Below are 15,810 nucleotides of genomic sequence, written 5' to 3'. Positions count from 1 at the left end.
AACTACAACTTTGGATGTAGTTTTAGCGAAGACAAGTCCGGGCAGAAACCTTCGTGCACTGCGACAGCTAGGCTCCGGCTGTGTCAGATGGGTGGTCGTATCGGTGTGAGTCGGTCAAGCACGGCACACAGGTAGGTCGTCCTGGGGGCGCGTCGAGTCCCGCAAGAAATGCATGGTTGTGCTTCGTGGAGGCCAGACCGCAGGTCCAAGGTGTCTATCTGCTTCGATTCGCGGTTGGAATTGCCGGCGTATCAGCGACTGCAGGGCCTGTCGGTGTCGGACAATTAGCGGCCGGCGCGTTGACCTGGTGGGCCGTCGTGATATCGACGTACTTGTTCAATGGTGTGACTGACGTCCTTGAGGATGTGGCAAACGCGTCGCAGCGACCGATTGCGCGGGGGGAACTGGCAGTCCGTACAGCCCGGTGGGTCAGCGTGGCTACGGCGATCACAGCCCTGCTGATGGCTGCAGTTGCGGGGCGCGAGATGTGGTGCTGGACCTTCGCCTTCCTGACGCTTGGGTGGGTGTACTCGGCACCGCCACTGGCTGCCAAGCGTTGGAGTTTGTCTTCTTCTGTAGTGATATTCGGCCTCGGCTGGGCAAGTTATGCTGCCGGAGCGGCCGCCGGCGGCGGAGGATTTGGGCGTACGGAACAAGTCTTCTGCGCATCGATGGCAACATGGATGGCGTTGGTGGGAGCGGTCGTGAAGGACCTATCCGATGCCCACGGGGACGCCATTGGTGGGAGGCGCACTCTGGCAGCGCAACGTGGACTCAGCTCTGCACGGCGGCTGGCCATATTCGGAACGACTGTCGTTGGAGTATGCGCACCGATCGCCTCACTGCTATGGGCACCGCTCGCACTGTTCGGAACATTGCCGTTGACTGCTGGAGCTCTCTGGGTGATGGCGCTATGCGCGCGGGCGAACGACTATGACCTGAAGGCACGGCGCTGCGGGTACCGCGCTTTCATGGCCACCCAGTACGCAGCAAACCTCGCGATGCTCGGCACCCTCCTGGTGCGCGCGGTATGAAATTGCGGGCCGCTAGATGCGGCTGCCGAATAGCCTGTGCAACGCGTCCATACGGGACGACGCCCCAAGTTTCAGATAGGCGTTGGACAGATGCCGCTTGACTGTGAGCTCTGAAATATTCAGAGTGCGAGCGATCTGCCGGTTGGTCATCGCGAACGCCACAGCCTCCAAGACTTCAAGCTCCCGGTTGGTCAAAGATGCGTCTGACGCGGCCTCAAGCACTCGAAGTTGCCTGTCCCTCAAATGGCCTCGGGTCTCCTCGTAGCTGAGCATGCCCGTGTGAAGGCGGCCACCGGCAGCAAGGCGAAAAGCGGCGTTGATGCGTCTCCAGACCCCAGGTCGGTGTGTCAAGGGTGCCTCTTTGGCGGCCAGCTCTATTGCAGGCTCAAGGGATGACCACAGAATCTCCACAGCTCGCACGGACTCCGAAGCCGGTATTGCCTGTAGGGCTCGATGCGAGCCGAGCAACCGGGTGTACTCGTCTGGAATCGCCGACCGAGTAGTCGAAGACGTGGGAAGGCCTAATGCATCTACGCACTCGTTGAGGATTGCCAGTGCTTGGCGGCGGCACTGTGACCACACCCCCGGATTGATCCCGAGGGGACTATTCTCGCGTAGCAAAGTGGTTCTGTACGCCGTCACTACCTCTGGAATCGCGGCCCGTAGCGACGCCGCAGCCATTGCGTAAGGCATATGTTCCCCGAACTCCTGTTCCCTAGCCCAGGATACAAGACCATATGGTCCGTTGCCGTGCAATAGCGAGCCATGGATGCGTTGAGGGTTCGACCTACTGTTTCGTGTAGATGAATGTCAGGCTTCGTGAAGGTCTTGACGTCACCGGGTGGGTAGGCGGAGCAGAGCGGTCACTGCTTCCGGAGCAGAATCTATCGTGTTGGCCAATCGTTGCTGTACTGCTCAGAGACCGTCTCGTGGTCACGATAGAGCTGTTTACGTTTGCGCTTCGAGAGGCGGTCGCCGAAAACGATACCGTTGATGTGATCGGTTTCGTGTTGGAAACAACGCCCGAGCGTGCCGCCTGCGTTGAGTTCGATCTGGTTACCGTACTGGTCCTGTCCTCGACAGATAGAGAACTCTGGCCGTGCGAGGTCGGTGTATGCGCCGGGGAGGGACAAGCATCCTTCACCGAAATCGATGAGGTGTCGATCGTTTCCTTCGGCGAGTTCGACTACCGGATTGCAGACGACACCAGTTCGCCGTGTCCCGGTCTCGTCACTGCAATCGTAGATGAACACCGCAAGGTCGATGCCTACCTGCTGAGCGGCGAGGCCGGCACCGTCCGCAGCAGTATTGGTCGCGAACATATCGGCAAGCAGACTTTGCAGATCAGGACCGAAGTCGGTCACCGGTCGAGCCGATGTGTGCAGGACAGGGTCGCCCCATCGGACGATTGGTCGAGCATTGCCGAGGCGCAGAAGTTCAGAGACAGGCATGACTCGTATGCTCCACCCTGGCTACGTTAGAAGCAACCGATGAGGTTTGTTTTGGGCGCGTATCACGTTTTGTGGCCGTCATCATGGTGCGGAGTGGCTCGACGAGAGCATCCGATCGCGCAGGGCCCATGACAAGTGACCGTCTCTATTCCGATTCTTCGCCGGTGTCGATGGCTCCGTCGATGGGTCCGGTCTGGGGGTCTTCGGCTTGGACGGCGCGAAAGTCGGCGCGCGGCATGATGTCTGGATGAAATTGCCATGGTGCGCGGCGTTCTCGTCGGTGTGGTGGCGGTGAGGCCTTTTCGGTGGGCATGTCTGTTTGTTCCTTTCGCTGATGGTCAGTCCGTGTCGATGTCTTCGAGTTGCACGACGAGCCTTTCCCTGACCCTCTGACCTGGTCGCTCGTAGGGGACGAAGTGCGAGTTGACGACTCGGTAGCGGGTGCCCCGTGGGAGGAGGTGGCTCGTGTCGTCGCCCTTGTCCGATGCTCCGAGGTACAGCCCTCGTGTTGTTTGGATCTCGAATACGGCGTCCGTCGGATGGCTGTGTGCGTCGAGTTCGTGGATCGAGTGGCGGGCGCCGGTGAAGCGGTCGAAAGCTATGACCGAGCCGGGTGAGAGGGTCTCGGGTAGCTCGGATGGATGGATGACGGCGTGGGGCAAGCTCACAACGGTGTAGACCAGGTGTCCACGTCCGGACTCACGCTCGTATCGCTGGATTGCGCGGTCGACTCTCTGGATGTGGCGGCGCTGGTCGTCGTCGAGCCGAACTGCATCACCGTTGACATCGGACAATGCGTCGTTGGTGCGTTTCCAATTTTCTGGATCTCCGATCAGTGTGCTCATCGCACGGTGCTGGGCTCGGGGAACGCTCTGCTCGACAGTCCTTTTGGTGGCTGATCGCGCATTGCGCTGGCGGGCGCTGAGGCTTCGACGGAGTTCGATCGCGGCCGGCAGCGAACGTCTTTTTCGTTCGTTCGTGATCGGCGCGGCGGTGTTGCGGGGGAAGGCGCGTTCGAGGTCGCGGCGCGCGCGTGTCAGACCGGGCAGTCCTTCGATGTCGGTATCGAGGCCGCGGGCATGCTCGCGATTCGCGGCTCGGTCGGCGAAGGATGCGTGCGGGAGCACCACCCCTTGCTTCTTCTCCAGCTCTCCGCTGGATCCTCGATCGGGGTCGAACGCGCCCCCGTCTGGGGTGACGCGGTTACGACTACGGCGCGCGGAGGACATCGGACCTCACCCGGAGGGGGTCTTGCGGTCCCGGATACAGAGTCGGTACTGCGGCCCCGCGGGGGGCGGCGGTACCGACTCGACCTGCAGCGCCGCCGAAGTATTCGACAGCGCTGCAGCAAGTGCACGCTCGGCGGACGCCTCCACCGAGCAGTGCGACAGCTTGGGTCATCGTCCCGGCCGGCCGGGCAGGTCGGTTCCGGTTCCTATCGTCCATGCGACATCGACGACGTCGGACAGGGTCCGGCTCAGGTGGCCACAACTCGTGCATACGCCGGGCAGCTTCTGTGAAATCAGATCGAAGAAGTGCTCGTCGCACGCGAGGTGGGCCATGAGCTGTCCGCCGGCGCAGCAATCTTTCATGGCCACCGCCCACCATGCGCCCCGCGGTCCCGCTCCCCCGTCCCTGGGTTCCAGCGCGCAGACGTCGCAGGCCAGCTCGATATGGGTGATCGCGTCGGTTCGGTCGGTGCTCATCGCACAGCCCCCTCTGGTTGTCGACGGGATGTCATGTCAGCTCGCCATGGCGTCGTGCTCGCCGTGCTCGTTGTGGTGATCACTCCGGTGTTCCTCCGACGCCGGTGCGGCATGGTTCTGCTGCCCACTGTCGTGCCCGTGGGGTTCGCCGCCGGTGGCGGCGGTTTCTGCCGGCGGGGTCTGCGTGGGTTCTTTCTTGCTGGTGGCCGGTTTTGCGACTCCCTTCAGTGATGGCCGGACGTAGCCGCCCTTCTTCAGTTGGGCGGTGGTGAAGCCTGCAGCTTTGGCGGCGTCGTAGGCCACGATGAATTCGGCGGTCGAGTCGACATGTTCGGCCTGCGCTTTGGCGACTGCTTCGGCCTTCTGCCGGCTGTTCTCGGCTGCTTCGACAAGGTTGCGCATTGCGGTGAACTGCGGGCCGAGGATCTCGCGGGTGGTTGCATCGGCCTGGTCGGCGGTCTTGGGCATGAGATTCCTTCTTTCATGTTGTGTGCGAGGGACTTTCATTTCCTCTTGGGGAGGAGATTTGTGTGGCCGATCGTGTGGTCAGTTCGCCGGTTCGGTCTCGCCCGCAGTTGTCACCGCGGTGTTGCCGAGACCGCAGAGTTGCGTGGCCGCGACAGCATCACCGCGGGTGATGGGCAAGGCGTATGTCTGCGCCACACGAAGATATTTCGCCGCAAATGCACATGCGAGGTCGTCGTTGCTCGGATGCCACTGAGAAAGCCCACGTTGGGCTCGATGTTCAACTGCCTGCGCGCTGGCGACGATGATGTTGGTCTGTACGTCGCTGACAAAGCGTTGCTGCTGTTCGGGTGCCCATGCAGCAGCACCCAACGCCCACGCCGCGTCCAGCGGGTAGACGTAATCGCTTGCTGCAGCATCTTTCTCAGATGCTGCATCGAATTCGACGGTGACACCGGTGTATGGATCATTCAACACGCCCTGTGCCACAACGCAATTGTCCGTTCCGGCAGCGAATGTGACGGCCTCGAGCTCCGCTGCCAATGCGATGTTCCTGGTGTCGCATCCGTGATCGCTGCCTGGCGGCCGCACGAGAAGTTCCGCCAAGCGCTGACCGTCGGGCCACCTGGCCGTGCTGTCGATATCGTCGACGACGGGCAGGGCGTCGAGAAGGCTCGCAACGGTGATGACGTCGTGGAAGACCTGGGGTGGTGGTGGCGCAGTGTCGGCCTCGTGGTGATCCGTCGTGATCACCACGGCAGCCGCGGCCGCCACAGCGACCATCACGGCTGCGGCAATGGCTGTCCATGCGGTCTGATGTGTCTTCGCCATGATGGCAATCACCTCTTCGGGAGCTGTCGAGTTCGGGGAGGGAAGAAAAAGCAGGACGCAACTGCGCGCAGGCGGATCAGGATGCGACGAGAGTGAGCGCGGTGCCGAGTGCGAGGTACGGGCCCAGCGCGATATGCGACCGTGCAGGCTCGGATCTGATCGCTCGAAGGACCCGCACGACTATCACTCCGACGAAAGCCGTCAGGATCGAGAACACCAGCGCCGCACCGAGGGATGTCCAGCCGACGTAGCCTAGGACCATCGCGAGCGAGACCACCAGTCGCGCATCGCCGATACCGATTCCGCCGCGCAGAAGCACTGCAAGCGCGAAGAACAATATGCCGGCGGCCAGGCCGGCCAGAAGGGCGCGACCGACCGCGCCCCAGGTGCCGTGAACGACACCGGTGAGCAAGATCATTGCTGCAGTTCCGCTGGCGGCCAGATACGCAAGAGCAGTCGGAATCCGTTGCACGCGTTGGTCGATCCACGCAATCCAGGGCACTACCAGAGCCAAGAACAGCATTGCCGCCGGCGGCGCACTCGTCGGAGTACTGACGAAAGCGGAGATGACGCCCCACACGACACCGGAGACGATGACGGGAATTTTCGTCCCCAGCGCCGCCTCGTCGACGGAGATCTCGACCCGTGCACACACCGCGATGACGGTGGTCCGCAGCGCGGCCGACAGAGCTACCCCGACGATCACTGCTATCGCGACAATCGAGACGCGGCCGACAGTCGCAGCAGTTGATGCCTGAGTGCTGGCCCAGGATGCCGACGACGCCTCGATCAAGGCCCATAGGACGCCTGCCGCCAGAGCGACCACGACACTTCTGACGTAGTCGCTACGCAACATCGGCTTCTCGTTCACCATCGGAGCGAGCGGCGTGCACGGCCATCCGGGCACGGTAGCGGACCTTCTTTTTCACCGCTGAGTCGAGATCGATTCCGAGTACGTCGGCCAGGTGCTCGGTTGACCACCGCCGACGGAGCGAAATTCCTACGATCTCGGCTTGCTCTGCAAGAGTGAGCGGCAGTCTCCATTCGCCGCACAGGCGACGGTAGACGGCCGCCTCGTCCACGCCGCGGATGCCTCGGGGCGAATGTGGACGTGCTCGGGGGTCGTCGATTTCGTCATCGTCCCAAGCAAGAGGCGTCGCCCATCCCTGCTCACGGGCTGCATTCCGGACCTGCTCGTCGGGGCCGGGTGTCATGGAGATCTGGTCGTAGACGTCGTTGATGACGGACCAGAGTTCACTGGGGACAACTTGATCCGATGGCAACGTCGAAAGCTTGGGCACCGACAGCCCGGTCAGTTCGGACAGCGCTTGCACCGAGTAGCCCATCGCGACGAGGGCCCGGATCCGTCGCTGAGCTCCGACACCTAAGGTCATCGCCCGTCCCCGGGTGGGGTGGAAGGTGACGTCGAGAATAGCTTTCGAGATGCTTGCGGTGGTCTCGAAGCATTTGTGGTTGGCGACTGTCTCCACATCACTGAGGCTGAGCTTCGTGAGATCGAGGATCATTTGGTCGGGCATACCGCCGAGCCGCAACGACAGCAGGTGGCGGCGGGCGGGTCCGGAGGGTACCGACGAGGCACTCCCGCGGCGGGATGTTCTGTTAGATCCCGCCGCGGGAGTGGAGCGACGTCGCGCACGCGCAGCGTCACTGCCGTCGCTCGTCGGGCCGAAGGAACCACCCCTCGACGTCGTCGAGCGACTCCATGAACCGGTATTCCGGTCAGGATTCATTGTATTGCTATCGGGCACTGCATCACACAGTGCGGGGGAAAGATTGTTTTGCGTACGCGAAACCACGTCGACGTCAGTCATGGTGCATCCCTTTTCAGTTGATGCGGTTGGTCAGACCGCACATCAGATGTTGGGGACACTACCTCGCGGGAGTGCATCGCGTCCAGACCGTCGGGTCGTTTTTCTTCGGTGATGAGAGTTCCTCGGTCGTACAGTCCGCCTGCCGCGACGCCGGTATAGCTATCTGCCTCGGCTCTTGTGCGGCATGCGACGAAGGCCGCGAGCGGGCAGGTCTCGCACGATTCGAGGAGATGCGCTGCAGCGACGGTTGCTTTCCGGCGCCGTTCGAGACGTGGGATCCGTGACTGCAGCAGCTCTGCGACCGCCGTTTCGCGGGCGGCCCAGTTGCTGTCTCGGACACACTGACCGAGCGGCATCGTGAACGATTCTCTGCTCGCGATCGCGCGTAGTTCTGCGCGGCGACCACTGGTGGCTTTCGTTCTCATCCCCGGTCTCCTCGGTGCAGTCGAGCCTGTCGGGCTGAGTAGGCCGAGCGGCCGGCGCTGATCGCGACGGCACCGAGGGCGACGACGACGGCGAGAGCGATGATCAGTCGTCGACCGTCGAGCCCGGCACCGTCCGATGCTGGGATCTGCACCATCGGGGATGCCTCGCTGGCGATCAGAATGGAGTGCTCGACCAGCCAGGCGATTGCCGTCGACCACCACAGGCCTGCGGATCCGAGAGCCATGGTGGCTGCGAGTGGGGCGATCCAGATCAGCGCCATCTGATCGTCGTCGGAGAGGGCTTTGCTGTTGTTGCCGTGTTGGGACATGTGGTTGTTCCTCTTCTGATCGTGTGTGTCGCAGAGTGATTCAGGTGGCGAGGGCAAGGGGGCGACGAACTTGAACAGTCGCGTCGAGAGGAATGTCGAGCACCCCCTCGTCGTCGCCGTCGCCACGCCAGGTCAGCCCGACCATGTCGTCACCCGACTCGTCTCCGTAGATGTCGGGTTCGTTGTCGACGACGACCCAGATCCCGGCGTCCTCGTCGAGGAGAACTAGGTCGCCGGCAACGAGGTCGACCGGAGCAGTGTCTTCGGATTCGCCGTAGCCCTCCCAGTCGTCGACGTCGGTACCGGCGTCGGGGACCACCTGCAGGTGCGGGCGGTCCTTGTGCATCGGAGAGCCCGGGACGCCGGACACGGCTTTTTCTTTCGGCGTCTGCGCGTCGGGCTTGGGCTGGCGAACGGTGGGGGTGTCGAGATTGAGCATTGCCATCGGCGACGATGCGCGACGAGCTGAATCACTGTCCGCGCGCGTCTTTCGCCTGGCGACGGGATCGAGATTGGGATGGTCCGACGCGCGCGCCCAGGGCGCGCCGGAGACGTGATGGAAACGGATCTCTTCGTCGCCGTCCACGGTGCCGCCGGGATCCGGGTCGAGGATCACCAACCGCTCGTGCCGCACTTCGAGAGGACGCAGGCGGTCCAGCACCGCTGCGTCGTCGGCCCCGGGCTCAGTCTTGCGGGGGTCGGGAGTGAAGTAGGTCTGAATTTCGACCGCTTGGTTGTGGTCGTTGACACTGGTCGCCCGCCCACGACATCCGCGCGGGATACCGACTCCAGTGGTTGCCGATTCCCACATCATCAACGCGCCCTGCGGACTCAGACGGCCCATCGATACGCGCTGGCGAAAGTTGTCTCGCATGTCGCCGCCGAAGTACTCGGCATCGGGTCGCTGCGTTCCCAGCACCATGTGGCACTTCGCTGTGCGGCCTTTTCGTCCGATCGACGCCACTTCCTGGAGGGTCTTCGGCTTGGTGGGATCACCCTTACCTTTGATGCTCGAGTACCAGTTGAGCAGGTTGCCTCGGAAGTCGGCGTACTCGTCGATGAACAGAACGACGGGCTCAAAGTCGGCCTCGGTAGCTTCTCCGTTGACGATCAGCGAGTACCGGGTTTCCATGAGATTCCAGAACCGATAGATGACCGCGACCTGGTGCTCCATGTGGCTGGCGACGATCTGTACATTCGGCCAGTCCTGGAAGCCCAAGAACTCGACCCCTTTTCCGTCGACGACCCATACCGGCCAACCGTGCGCGGTGAGCTGTGTCAGCAGGGTGTGTGCGGTGACGGTCTTTCCGGTTCCGGATGCACCGACGAGCATGAAGTGTGGGTCGATCGCCGGCCGCCACACCATGGGGTTGCCGTCCTCGTCCTCGCCGTACGAAATCGCGACCGAGTCGTAGTCGGAGTGCGCGAGGTCGCCGAGATCGGTCGTGGATTCCGCGTCGCCGAGGCCGGCCGGGTTGTAGAGCTTCTTCGGAAAGGTCGGGCGCACCTCGAAACGCACCCAGTCCGTTTCGAGGTTCCAGCGAGCACGCCACCGACCGGGCAGATTGACGCTCACTACTCGTTGTACTCGGGCCCGATAGCCCTCGGACTCGAGTCGATGTCCGACCTCATGGGTGGCTTCGACAGCTACAAGATCCCCGGTGCTCGGGTCCGTCTCGTGTCTGGTGATCTTTCCGGTCGGCCCTAGCAGCGCGAGAATCGTGCGCGTGGCTTTGACGAGTTCGGGCGAGACATGCGTCTCGGAGACGGACCGTGTGTCCGGGACGAGAACGAGACGGCGTTTGCGTGTGTTGTGCTTCTGGATCCGGTACCGGCCCCAGCTCTGCTGGGAGAGCAATTCGACGACGCGGGGCTCCCACTGTTCGTCGAGAAGGAGCGCGGCCGACTGGTAGCGGACGGTGATTCTGCCCGGACGGCCGGGCCACTGGCCGCTCCACCGAGTCGCCGTCAGGACATCACGGGTCGGCGGTGACGCGGTCAGCCGGCAGAGCTGCTCGATCGCACGATCGGTCTCTTCGGCTCGGATCGTGGCGCGATAGCCGTTGTAGCTGACGGCCGCGCCCGCGCCGACGCCGAGTGCTGCTCCACCCCATGCGATCGCTGTGTCGAGGTTCAGGATCGGGCCCAGTGCTGCCGACACGACTCCACCGGCAACGTAGAGCACACAGTTGCGGATCCACGGATTGTTCTGGGGGTCGAGCGAGGGTGCATCACGTAGCGACCGGTATCCGTCGAGGGGTGCCTGAGTCGGGTTGGGTAGCGCGCACATCATGCATCCCGGGTGATCGTGATCAGGATCCCGTCACCGGAAGTTGGGCGCATCGTTGCGGTCAAGGCCACGCTGCGTCGGCCGACTTCGTTGTTGAGATGGGTCGGGTTGTAGTCGAGGGTGAAACGGCACGCGGCGTGAGGCTGGCAGTGCGCAGCGCGGAGAGCCGCATCGACAAGTCTGATCAATCGTTCGTCTTCGGTGTCGACGAGCAGGTTGCTCGAATTCCACTCGACGACGAGCGACCAGACCTCGTCGGTGGTTGCGAGGGTCACGATCCGGTTGGTGGGATCGTCGAGCCTGAGGGTCTCGATCCGAGCGAAGTTCGGCAGCGCTCCTCGATCGATGACAGGACTCAGGGGGCCGGCCGTAGATCGACTGCTCCTCGAACGTGCCCTCGCTACGTGTAGTCGTGTCGGTGCGCTCATGGGGACTCCCTGTCTCGTCGTGCCTTCTCGAGAACAGGTAGATCCAGGTGCGTCGACTTCTGTGACAGCCGCGGTGAATCTTTTTCCGACAACCTTTCATCTCGCGCTGCAGCGCATGCGTTCATGGCCCCATCAGTGGCGCACCGATCGGTCACCAGTGCTCTATCGGTGAGGGTGCGATTGGGGACGGGCAAGTCGCGTTCCGTGTTGCGACTGACCGTCGCGGGAACAGCTATGTGCGCTCGACACCCCTTGACATGGGGGGTACGCTGCAAACGGCGATGCGAAGCGAGTAAGGCTTGCAGCGACCTTCCCACATCCGGGGCATATAACCACCAATTCGCGGCAGCATCGGCGCCTCATCAACTGCTCATCGGATGCGGTTCGATTCCTCTCTTACGCACCCTCGGGCAACGTCCATCCGCCAACCCCAGCGTCGGCGTGACTGCCACGAGATTCGGTATACGCAAGCCACCCCGACCGGCCTGGGGTGGGGCTCCTCCTCGCGGATCCGCGAGCTAAGGGCCGACGGAAGCCGGTTGTCACGTAGCGCGACAGGGCTATGAACGGCGGCACCGATCACGGGAAATAGTGCGTTCCATGTTGCCTGTACAGGGCGATCGGTTCAGTGGCCGGCGACCCTCTCCGGGTCATGTGCGGCGAGGGTCAGAAATCGAGAGTGTCCACACTCCACCCGGCTGCGGTCGGCACTGCCGATACCCACACGGTCGTGGTGGAGTCGACGGGGACCGTGGCATCCGAGGTGACGGCCGATTGCGTTATCTCCGCGACTCGATAGATGCGCTCGGCGGTATCTGCCGGGCATCCGGAGCAGCCGATCGAGACGGTTGCGGTGATTTCGGCGTCTTCTTTCTTCCACTGTTCCCACTGGGCACCGGGGCCTCGCTCGGTCGTTGCAGGGGTGGAGAGTTTTGCAGCGAGGTTGTCGGTGAACCATCGGCGGGCGCGTAGAAACGCGTCGGTCGAGCTCGTGTCGGTGCTGGGGTACCAGGTGAAGGCGGTCGTCAGTGCTTGACGGATTGCGGTCTCCGCGTCTGTGGCGGCGCTGCTGATCGGAGCGGGTACAGCGGTTGTCTCGGTTGGCTGTGTGTTGATTTCGGGTAGCGACGGCGCGGTTGGCGCGCTCGTTGTCTCCGGTGCCGATTCCGGCTCATCGGTGGCGGGTGAGCTGCAGGACCAGGCGATGGTCACCACGGCTACAACGACGAGGAGGACGGCTATAAGACGTCGGCCGGCAAGGGACATCAGATCCTCCGGGCTTTCATTCCAGCCATGAGTGGAGCTTGTTTGACGACGTCTCCGGTGGTGGGGGCGTGGATCATCTGACCGCCGCCGATGTAGATACCGACGTGCCCAGGGCCGTTCGCCTCGAATGATCCGAAGACGAGATCACCGGGCATCGCTTGATCGATCGGGATCTCCGAACCCACTCCCCATTGGGCCTCGGATGTGCGGGGCAGGGTGATGTGCTTGCCCGCGAAGTAGGCGAAACTGGTCAGTCCTGAGCAGTCGAATCCTCCTCGGGAGGGGCCGTTGATATCTCCGCCGCCCCAGACGTAGGGGGTTCCGAGGTACTGGCGTGCAGCCTCGACGACATTGTCTCCGTCAGCTCCGGTCGGCACGAACCGGCCTGTGGAACCTTCGGATGTGTACTGCGCTTGGCCGGCCAGAATCTTCGCCACATAGGGCTGTGTTTGTGTGGTGTAGTCACCGCCGGATGGCATTCCACCGGCTGCGAGCACCGCGGCGGGGCCCGCGTTGTAGGCGGCAATCGTCAGTGCAGTTGGGTCGCCCTTCACTTTTCTCGCGGCGATGGCTGCGGTGATATCTCCGTTGATGGCGCACATGAAGTGGGCTTGTGAGATCACTGCATCTCCGATGGAGTTCGGGTCGGCTCGCCCGTCTCCGTCGTAATCCTTGCCCCACGTTGCCCAGGTTCCCGGCATGAATTGTGCGGGCCCCAACGCTCCGGTGCTCGATACCGGAGCGGACGGGCCGTAGCGGAAACCGTTCTCGGCGGAGAGTTGGGATGCGATCAGGGGAGCACCCACGCCTGGGCACACGGCTCCTGCTTTGCGGATCCACGGCTCGAACTCCGGCGGCACGGATCCGGTTCGGAGATCTCCGCCGGCCGTGCCGAAGCCACAATCGACAGCGGTACCGGCGCCGGTCGGTGAATCAGCGCCGGACGATTGGGGGCTTCCCGCCTGACCGAGTTTGCTCATCGGGTCGATAGCGGTTCCGCCCTGTAAACGGCCGCCTTCCCAGTACTCGAAGTGCAGATGTGGTCCGGTGGAGCCGCCGGCGTTGCCGATGTCGGCGATGTGGTCGCCGACCTTGACCTGTTGTCCCTCCTTGACGAGGACGCCGTTGGGATACATGTGCCCGTACACGGTGGAGACCGGTTTTCCGTCGACGATCGAGTCGAGGACGATCCACATTCCGAAGCCTTGAGCGGGTCCGGCTTTGACCACAGTGCCGTCGAGGGCTGCGTAGATCGGGGTGCCGATCGGGCCCGCGAAGTCGACGCCTTGGTGCATCGTGCCCCACCGCTGCCCGAAGGGGGACGTCATCGTGGTCGTGCCATCGCGGGTCGGCTTGCCGATGGGACCGGACGGGGTCAACGGCGATGCATCATCACCACCGGTACCGGACGAGACCGTGGGGGCACAACCGCTGGAACCTGACGATGTGACGAGTACGACGACCATCAATGGAATGACGACGAGTACACCGAGAGCGGCGATACCGACCGCCAGGGCGAGTTTCCACCATCGACGTGGCGCTTTCGAGTTCGGCGACACCGCTGTCTCAGGCGGGGCCACCAAGGTCATCGCCGTGCGCCTGACGCAGCTCGATGGAGGATTTCCGTCGGATTCGTGGTGGCACCTGGTTGGACGGTCGGTCGGGCACGACGCGGAGCACTCGACGGCCGCGTGGACCGGTCGGGAAGCAGAAGCGGCGAGCCCTCATCGGTGGAGTACTCACGGAATCGTCCGCCTCCAGGGCCGGTCACCGTGGCGCGGCTGGCCCGAACTTCTCGGTTTCCTGGAGTCGACAGTGCGGGAGCGGTGGCCACCGGCCGCTTGATACCGGGTGCGTTCGTTGTCTTGTCGCCGTGAGAGCGGACCGCCGATCGGTCTCCGACGGGGCTGGAGACCGGAGTGTGGGAGTGACCGGAGCCGACGACCGACTGCGTCGGGGGAAGGTCGATGTTGATCGGTTTGCGAAGGCTGGGGTGGGTTTCGGAAGCATTGGTGGTGTCGGTGGCCGCCTGGGTAGCTTTGGCGTCGCTCCGTCGACCGACGACCTTCTTGACGCCCGCGGTTGCAATCTTCCCGGCCGAGTAGACCACGGCAGCAGTTCCAAGTGTGGCTGCGCTGCTGGCGGCTGCCGTCCCGTCGACGAGAGCTTTACTCGCCTTGGCGGTTCGGGCCGTTGCATGGCTGGCTGTCTTGGCCAGTCCCTTTCCACCTTGATAGGCCTGGCGGGCCACTTGTCCGGCGTAGGCAGCTTGGGCGAGGGGGCTGGTCGGTGTCTTGGTCGATATCGCGGTGGGCGCGGCTCCTGGTCTGCTTCCGAGCTTGCGTGCGAGGGCGTCGGAAGCTTTGCGTAGTCCTTTCACTGCGCGGCGGTAGAGAATGATGCCCGCGATCAGAACGATGTCGGTCAGGATGAATTTCATCATCAGCGGAGAGTCGCCGTCTCCTCTGAACAACTGTCCGATCACGATCATGTATCCGACGAGGAACACCACCGCGAAGATAACGATGACCATCGACATCAGCACCGCGGCGAGGGTTTTCCACAATGCTCCGCGGCCGGATCCGGGCAGAATTCCAACGACGGTCACCACAATTCCCTTGACGGCCGATGCGAGGGCGGTGAGTACCGCGAGGATGAGGGTGAACGCCAGAATTGTGGCGAATCCGAGCAGGATGACACCGGCCAGTAGCATCGCGACCCCGGACCCGACCTGTCCCGGTCCGGGGTGATCGGCGAAGTCCTTCATCTGTTTTGCGCCTTCGCCGCCGCAGCCTTTGATGTTGTCTTTGAGGGTGTCTCGTGTGTTGCCGTCTGCTTTTTCGTGGCCGGCGTCCCAGGCTTGAGTGCAACGTTCTCCGTCGGGCGAGCCGTCGATGACTCGGCCGAAGTTCAGCAGTTGGGTGGGTTGCCTGATGAACGTGTCGGCCATCTGTTCCGAGATCTGGTCGATGAGTTCGTCGGAACTCGACGTCGTGTCTCCCTTGTTGGCCAGGCCTGCCGCAAGCTGCACGCCGGCGTCGCGCGCCTGCATGATCAGGCCGTCTTGTCCTGCGACCCGTTCGACTGGATTGGACAGGATCCCCACTGCCGCAGCGGCGATCGCTGCTGCCATCAGGAGTTCGTACACTCCCGTCGTCCACCGTCCGCGAATGACCCACCACGCTCCGATGCCTGCAGCAGCGGTGAGAAGAAGGCCCGTGAGCTGGAACTGATCGGTGACCGTTTGCATGGCATCGCCGATCGAACGGAACGGCGCAGTCAACAATTCGAGCCACTCGAACCGCAAGGCGTAGGTGACGAACCAAATCGCGAAGCCGGTCACCCCGCGGTACACCTCGTACTCGAGCATGATGAAGGTGGAGAACACGGTGTACATCGGGTGCCCGACCGAGCCTTCGTCGATGGACATGAAGTAGTCCCAGACCAGAATTCCGTGAGAGTCACGGACTTCCATCCAGCTGAATGTGCTGTTGGTGGGCAGGGTTTCACCCGGGTCGGCATGAGCCGGTGACGCCAGGGCGATCGCCAGCAGACCGATCATGTGCCAGACAGCGACACCTGTGACGATCGCGCGGCGGATTCGAGATGCCACTACCCACTTGAAGACAGGGCCGAGGAAGCGAGCGAGAACACTGCACCACGACCGCGGGATCCACGACCACAGCACGAGCTCGAGAACCATCTTGACGCCGCCGCCAATCGAACCTGGCCGGCGCACAACTCGTTTCGACA

16 protein-coding genes are annotated in these 15,810 nt (G+C 63.1%); 1 reads left to right on the top strand and 15 read right to left on the bottom strand.

The features are described from left to right. The first annotated feature begins 80 nt into the window (after positions 1-80). Positions 81-1,034, top strand: coding sequence for a UbiA family prenyltransferase (locus CH273_RS22475; RefSeq protein ID WP_080730065.1), 954 nt, complete (start codon positions 81-83; stop codon positions 1,032-1,034). 12 nt (positions 1,035-1,046) lie between these two features. On the opposite strand, the gene CH273_RS28290 is transcribed toward CH273_RS22475, so the two are convergent. From CH273_RS28290 to CH273_RS22400, 15 genes are all read right to left on the bottom strand, one after another. Next, positions 1,047-1,307 carry a helix-turn-helix domain-containing protein gene (locus CH273_RS28290; RefSeq protein ID WP_080730074.1) on the bottom strand — a complete coding sequence of 87 codons (261 nt, stop codon included), beginning with the start codon at positions 1,305-1,307 and terminating at the stop codon, positions 1,047-1,049. 611 nt (positions 1,308-1,918) lie between these two features. Next, the gene (def, locus tag CH273_RS22465; RefSeq protein WP_015586162.1) at positions 1,919-2,485 is read right to left on the bottom strand and encodes a peptide deformylase; all 567 of its coding nucleotides are present in this window, start codon (positions 2,483-2,485) and stop codon (positions 1,919-1,921) included. A 145-nt stretch (positions 2,486-2,630) separates the two neighbouring features. Beyond that, positions 2,631-2,798 (bottom strand): hypothetical protein, encoded by a 168-nt coding sequence (locus CH273_RS27825; RefSeq protein WP_155289036.1) that lies wholly within the window; start codon positions 2,796-2,798, stop codon positions 2,631-2,633. A gap of 25 nt (positions 2,799-2,823) precedes the next feature. Continuing rightward, entirely contained in the window at positions 2,824-3,714 is an 891-nt protein-coding gene (locus CH273_RS22460; RefSeq protein ID WP_015586160.1) for a hypothetical protein, read from the bottom strand. Positions 3,715-3,882: 168 nt separating this feature from the next. Beyond that, positions 3,883-4,191 carry a hypothetical protein gene (locus CH273_RS22455; RefSeq protein WP_015586159.1) on the bottom strand — a complete coding sequence of 103 codons (309 nt, stop codon included), beginning with the start codon at positions 4,189-4,191 and terminating at the stop codon, positions 3,883-3,885. 36 nt (positions 4,192-4,227) lie between these two features. Then, entirely contained in the window at positions 4,228-4,659 is a 432-nt protein-coding gene (locus CH273_RS22450; protein ID WP_015586158.1) for a hypothetical protein, read from the bottom strand. 78 nt (positions 4,660-4,737) lie between these two features. Further along, the gene (locus CH273_RS22445; protein WP_015586157.1) at positions 4,738-5,487 is read right to left on the bottom strand and encodes a hypothetical protein; all 750 of its coding nucleotides are present in this window, start codon (positions 5,485-5,487) and stop codon (positions 4,738-4,740) included. Positions 5,488-5,563: 76 nt separating this feature from the next. Next, complete coding sequence (locus CH273_RS22440; protein WP_015586156.1) at positions 5,564-6,343, bottom strand: A24 family peptidase; 780 nt, start codon at positions 6,341-6,343, stop codon at positions 5,564-5,566. Next, entirely contained in the window at positions 6,333-7,025 is a 693-nt protein-coding gene (locus tag CH273_RS22435; RefSeq protein ID WP_052047787.1) for a hypothetical protein, read from the bottom strand. The genes CH273_RS22440 and CH273_RS22435 overlap by 11 nt, the downstream gene beginning before the upstream one ends. 715 nt (positions 7,026-7,740) lie before the next feature. Then, positions 7,741-8,073, bottom strand: coding sequence for a hypothetical protein (locus CH273_RS22425; protein WP_015586153.1), 333 nt, complete (start codon positions 8,071-8,073; stop codon positions 7,741-7,743). 40 nt (positions 8,074-8,113) lie between these two features. Next, entirely contained in the window at positions 8,114-10,363 is a 2,250-nt protein-coding gene (locus CH273_RS22420) for an FtsK/SpoIIIE domain-containing protein (RefSeq protein WP_052049378.1), read from the bottom strand. Then, complete coding sequence (locus CH273_RS27960; RefSeq protein WP_141214633.1) at positions 10,363-10,638, bottom strand: hypothetical protein; 276 nt, start codon at positions 10,636-10,638, stop codon at positions 10,363-10,365. Before CH273_RS27960 ends, CH273_RS22420 begins: the two co-directional genes overlap by 1 nt. An 819-nt stretch (positions 10,639-11,457) precedes the next feature. Further along, positions 11,458-12,057, bottom strand: coding sequence for a hypothetical protein (locus CH273_RS28285; protein WP_015586149.1), 600 nt, complete (start codon positions 12,055-12,057; stop codon positions 11,458-11,460). Beyond that, positions 12,057-13,523 carry a peptidoglycan DD-metalloendopeptidase family protein gene (locus tag CH273_RS22405; protein ID WP_072692242.1) on the bottom strand — a complete coding sequence of 489 codons (1,467 nt, stop codon included), beginning with the start codon at positions 13,521-13,523 and terminating at the stop codon, positions 12,057-12,059. The genes CH273_RS28285 and CH273_RS22405 overlap by 1 nt, the downstream gene beginning before the upstream one ends. A 119-nt stretch (positions 13,524-13,642) precedes the next feature. Continuing rightward, positions 13,643-15,760 carry a hypothetical protein gene (locus tag CH273_RS22400; RefSeq protein ID WP_141214634.1) on the bottom strand — a complete coding sequence of 706 codons (2,118 nt, stop codon included), beginning with the start codon at positions 15,758-15,760 and terminating at the stop codon, positions 13,643-13,645. Positions 15,761-15,810: the final 50 nt, after the last annotated feature.

This window comes from Rhodococcus sp. 05-339-2, from assembly GCF_002258965.1.
Taxonomy (GTDB): domain Bacteria; phylum Actinomycetota; class Actinomycetes; order Mycobacteriales; family Mycobacteriaceae; genus Rhodococcoides.
This window is presented reverse-complemented; position numbering and strand designations above follow the sequence as displayed.

Excerpts from the sequence above, each read along its gene's own strand:
- CH273_RS28290 (WP_080730074.1), bottom strand. The coding sequence starts at position 1,307 with ATGCTCAGCTACGAGGAGACCCGAGGCCATTTGAGGGACAGGCAACTT.
- def (WP_015586162.1), bottom strand. The coding sequence starts at position 2,485 with ATGCCTGTCTCTGAACTTCTGCGCCTCGGCAATGCTCGACCAATCGTC.
- CH273_RS27825 (WP_155289036.1), bottom strand. The coding sequence starts at position 2,798 with ATGCCCACCGAAAAGGCCTCACCGCCACCACACCGACGAGAACGCCGC.
- CH273_RS22460 (WP_015586160.1), bottom strand. The coding sequence starts at position 3,714 with ATGTCCTCCGCGCGCCGTAGTCGTAACCGCGTCACCCCAGACGGGGGC.
- CH273_RS22455 (WP_015586159.1), bottom strand. The coding sequence starts at position 4,191 with ATGAGCACCGACCGAACCGACGCGATCACCCATATCGAGCTGGCCTGC.
- CH273_RS22450 (WP_015586158.1), bottom strand. The coding sequence starts at position 4,659 with ATGCCCAAGACCGCCGACCAGGCCGATGCAACCACCCGCGAGATCCTC.
- CH273_RS22445 (WP_015586157.1), bottom strand. The coding sequence starts at position 5,487 with ATGGCGAAGACACATCAGACCGCATGGACAGCCATTGCCGCAGCCGTG.
- CH273_RS22440 (WP_015586156.1), bottom strand. The coding sequence starts at position 6,343 with ATGTTGCGTAGCGACTACGTCAGAAGTGTCGTGGTCGCTCTGGCGGCA.
- CH273_RS22435 (WP_052047787.1), bottom strand. The coding sequence starts at position 7,025 with ATGCCCGACCAAATGATCCTCGATCTCACGAAGCTCAGCCTCAGTGAT.
- CH273_RS22425 (WP_015586153.1), bottom strand. The coding sequence starts at position 8,073 with ATGTCCCAACACGGCAACAACAGCAAAGCCCTCTCCGACGACGATCAG.
- CH273_RS22420 (WP_052049378.1), bottom strand. The coding sequence starts at position 10,363 with ATGTGCGCGCTACCCAACCCGACTCAGGCACCCCTCGACGGATACCGG.
- CH273_RS28285 (WP_015586149.1), bottom strand. The coding sequence starts at position 12,057 with ATGTCCCTTGCCGGCCGACGTCTTATAGCCGTCCTCCTCGTCGTTGTA.
- CH273_RS22405 (WP_072692242.1), bottom strand. The coding sequence starts at position 13,523 with ATGGTCGTCGTACTCGTCACATCGTCAGGTTCCAGCGGTTGTGCCCCC.
- CH273_RS22400 (WP_141214634.1), bottom strand. The coding sequence starts at position 15,760 with ATGGTTCTCGAGCTCGTGCTGTGGTCGTGGATCCCGCGGTCGTGGTGC.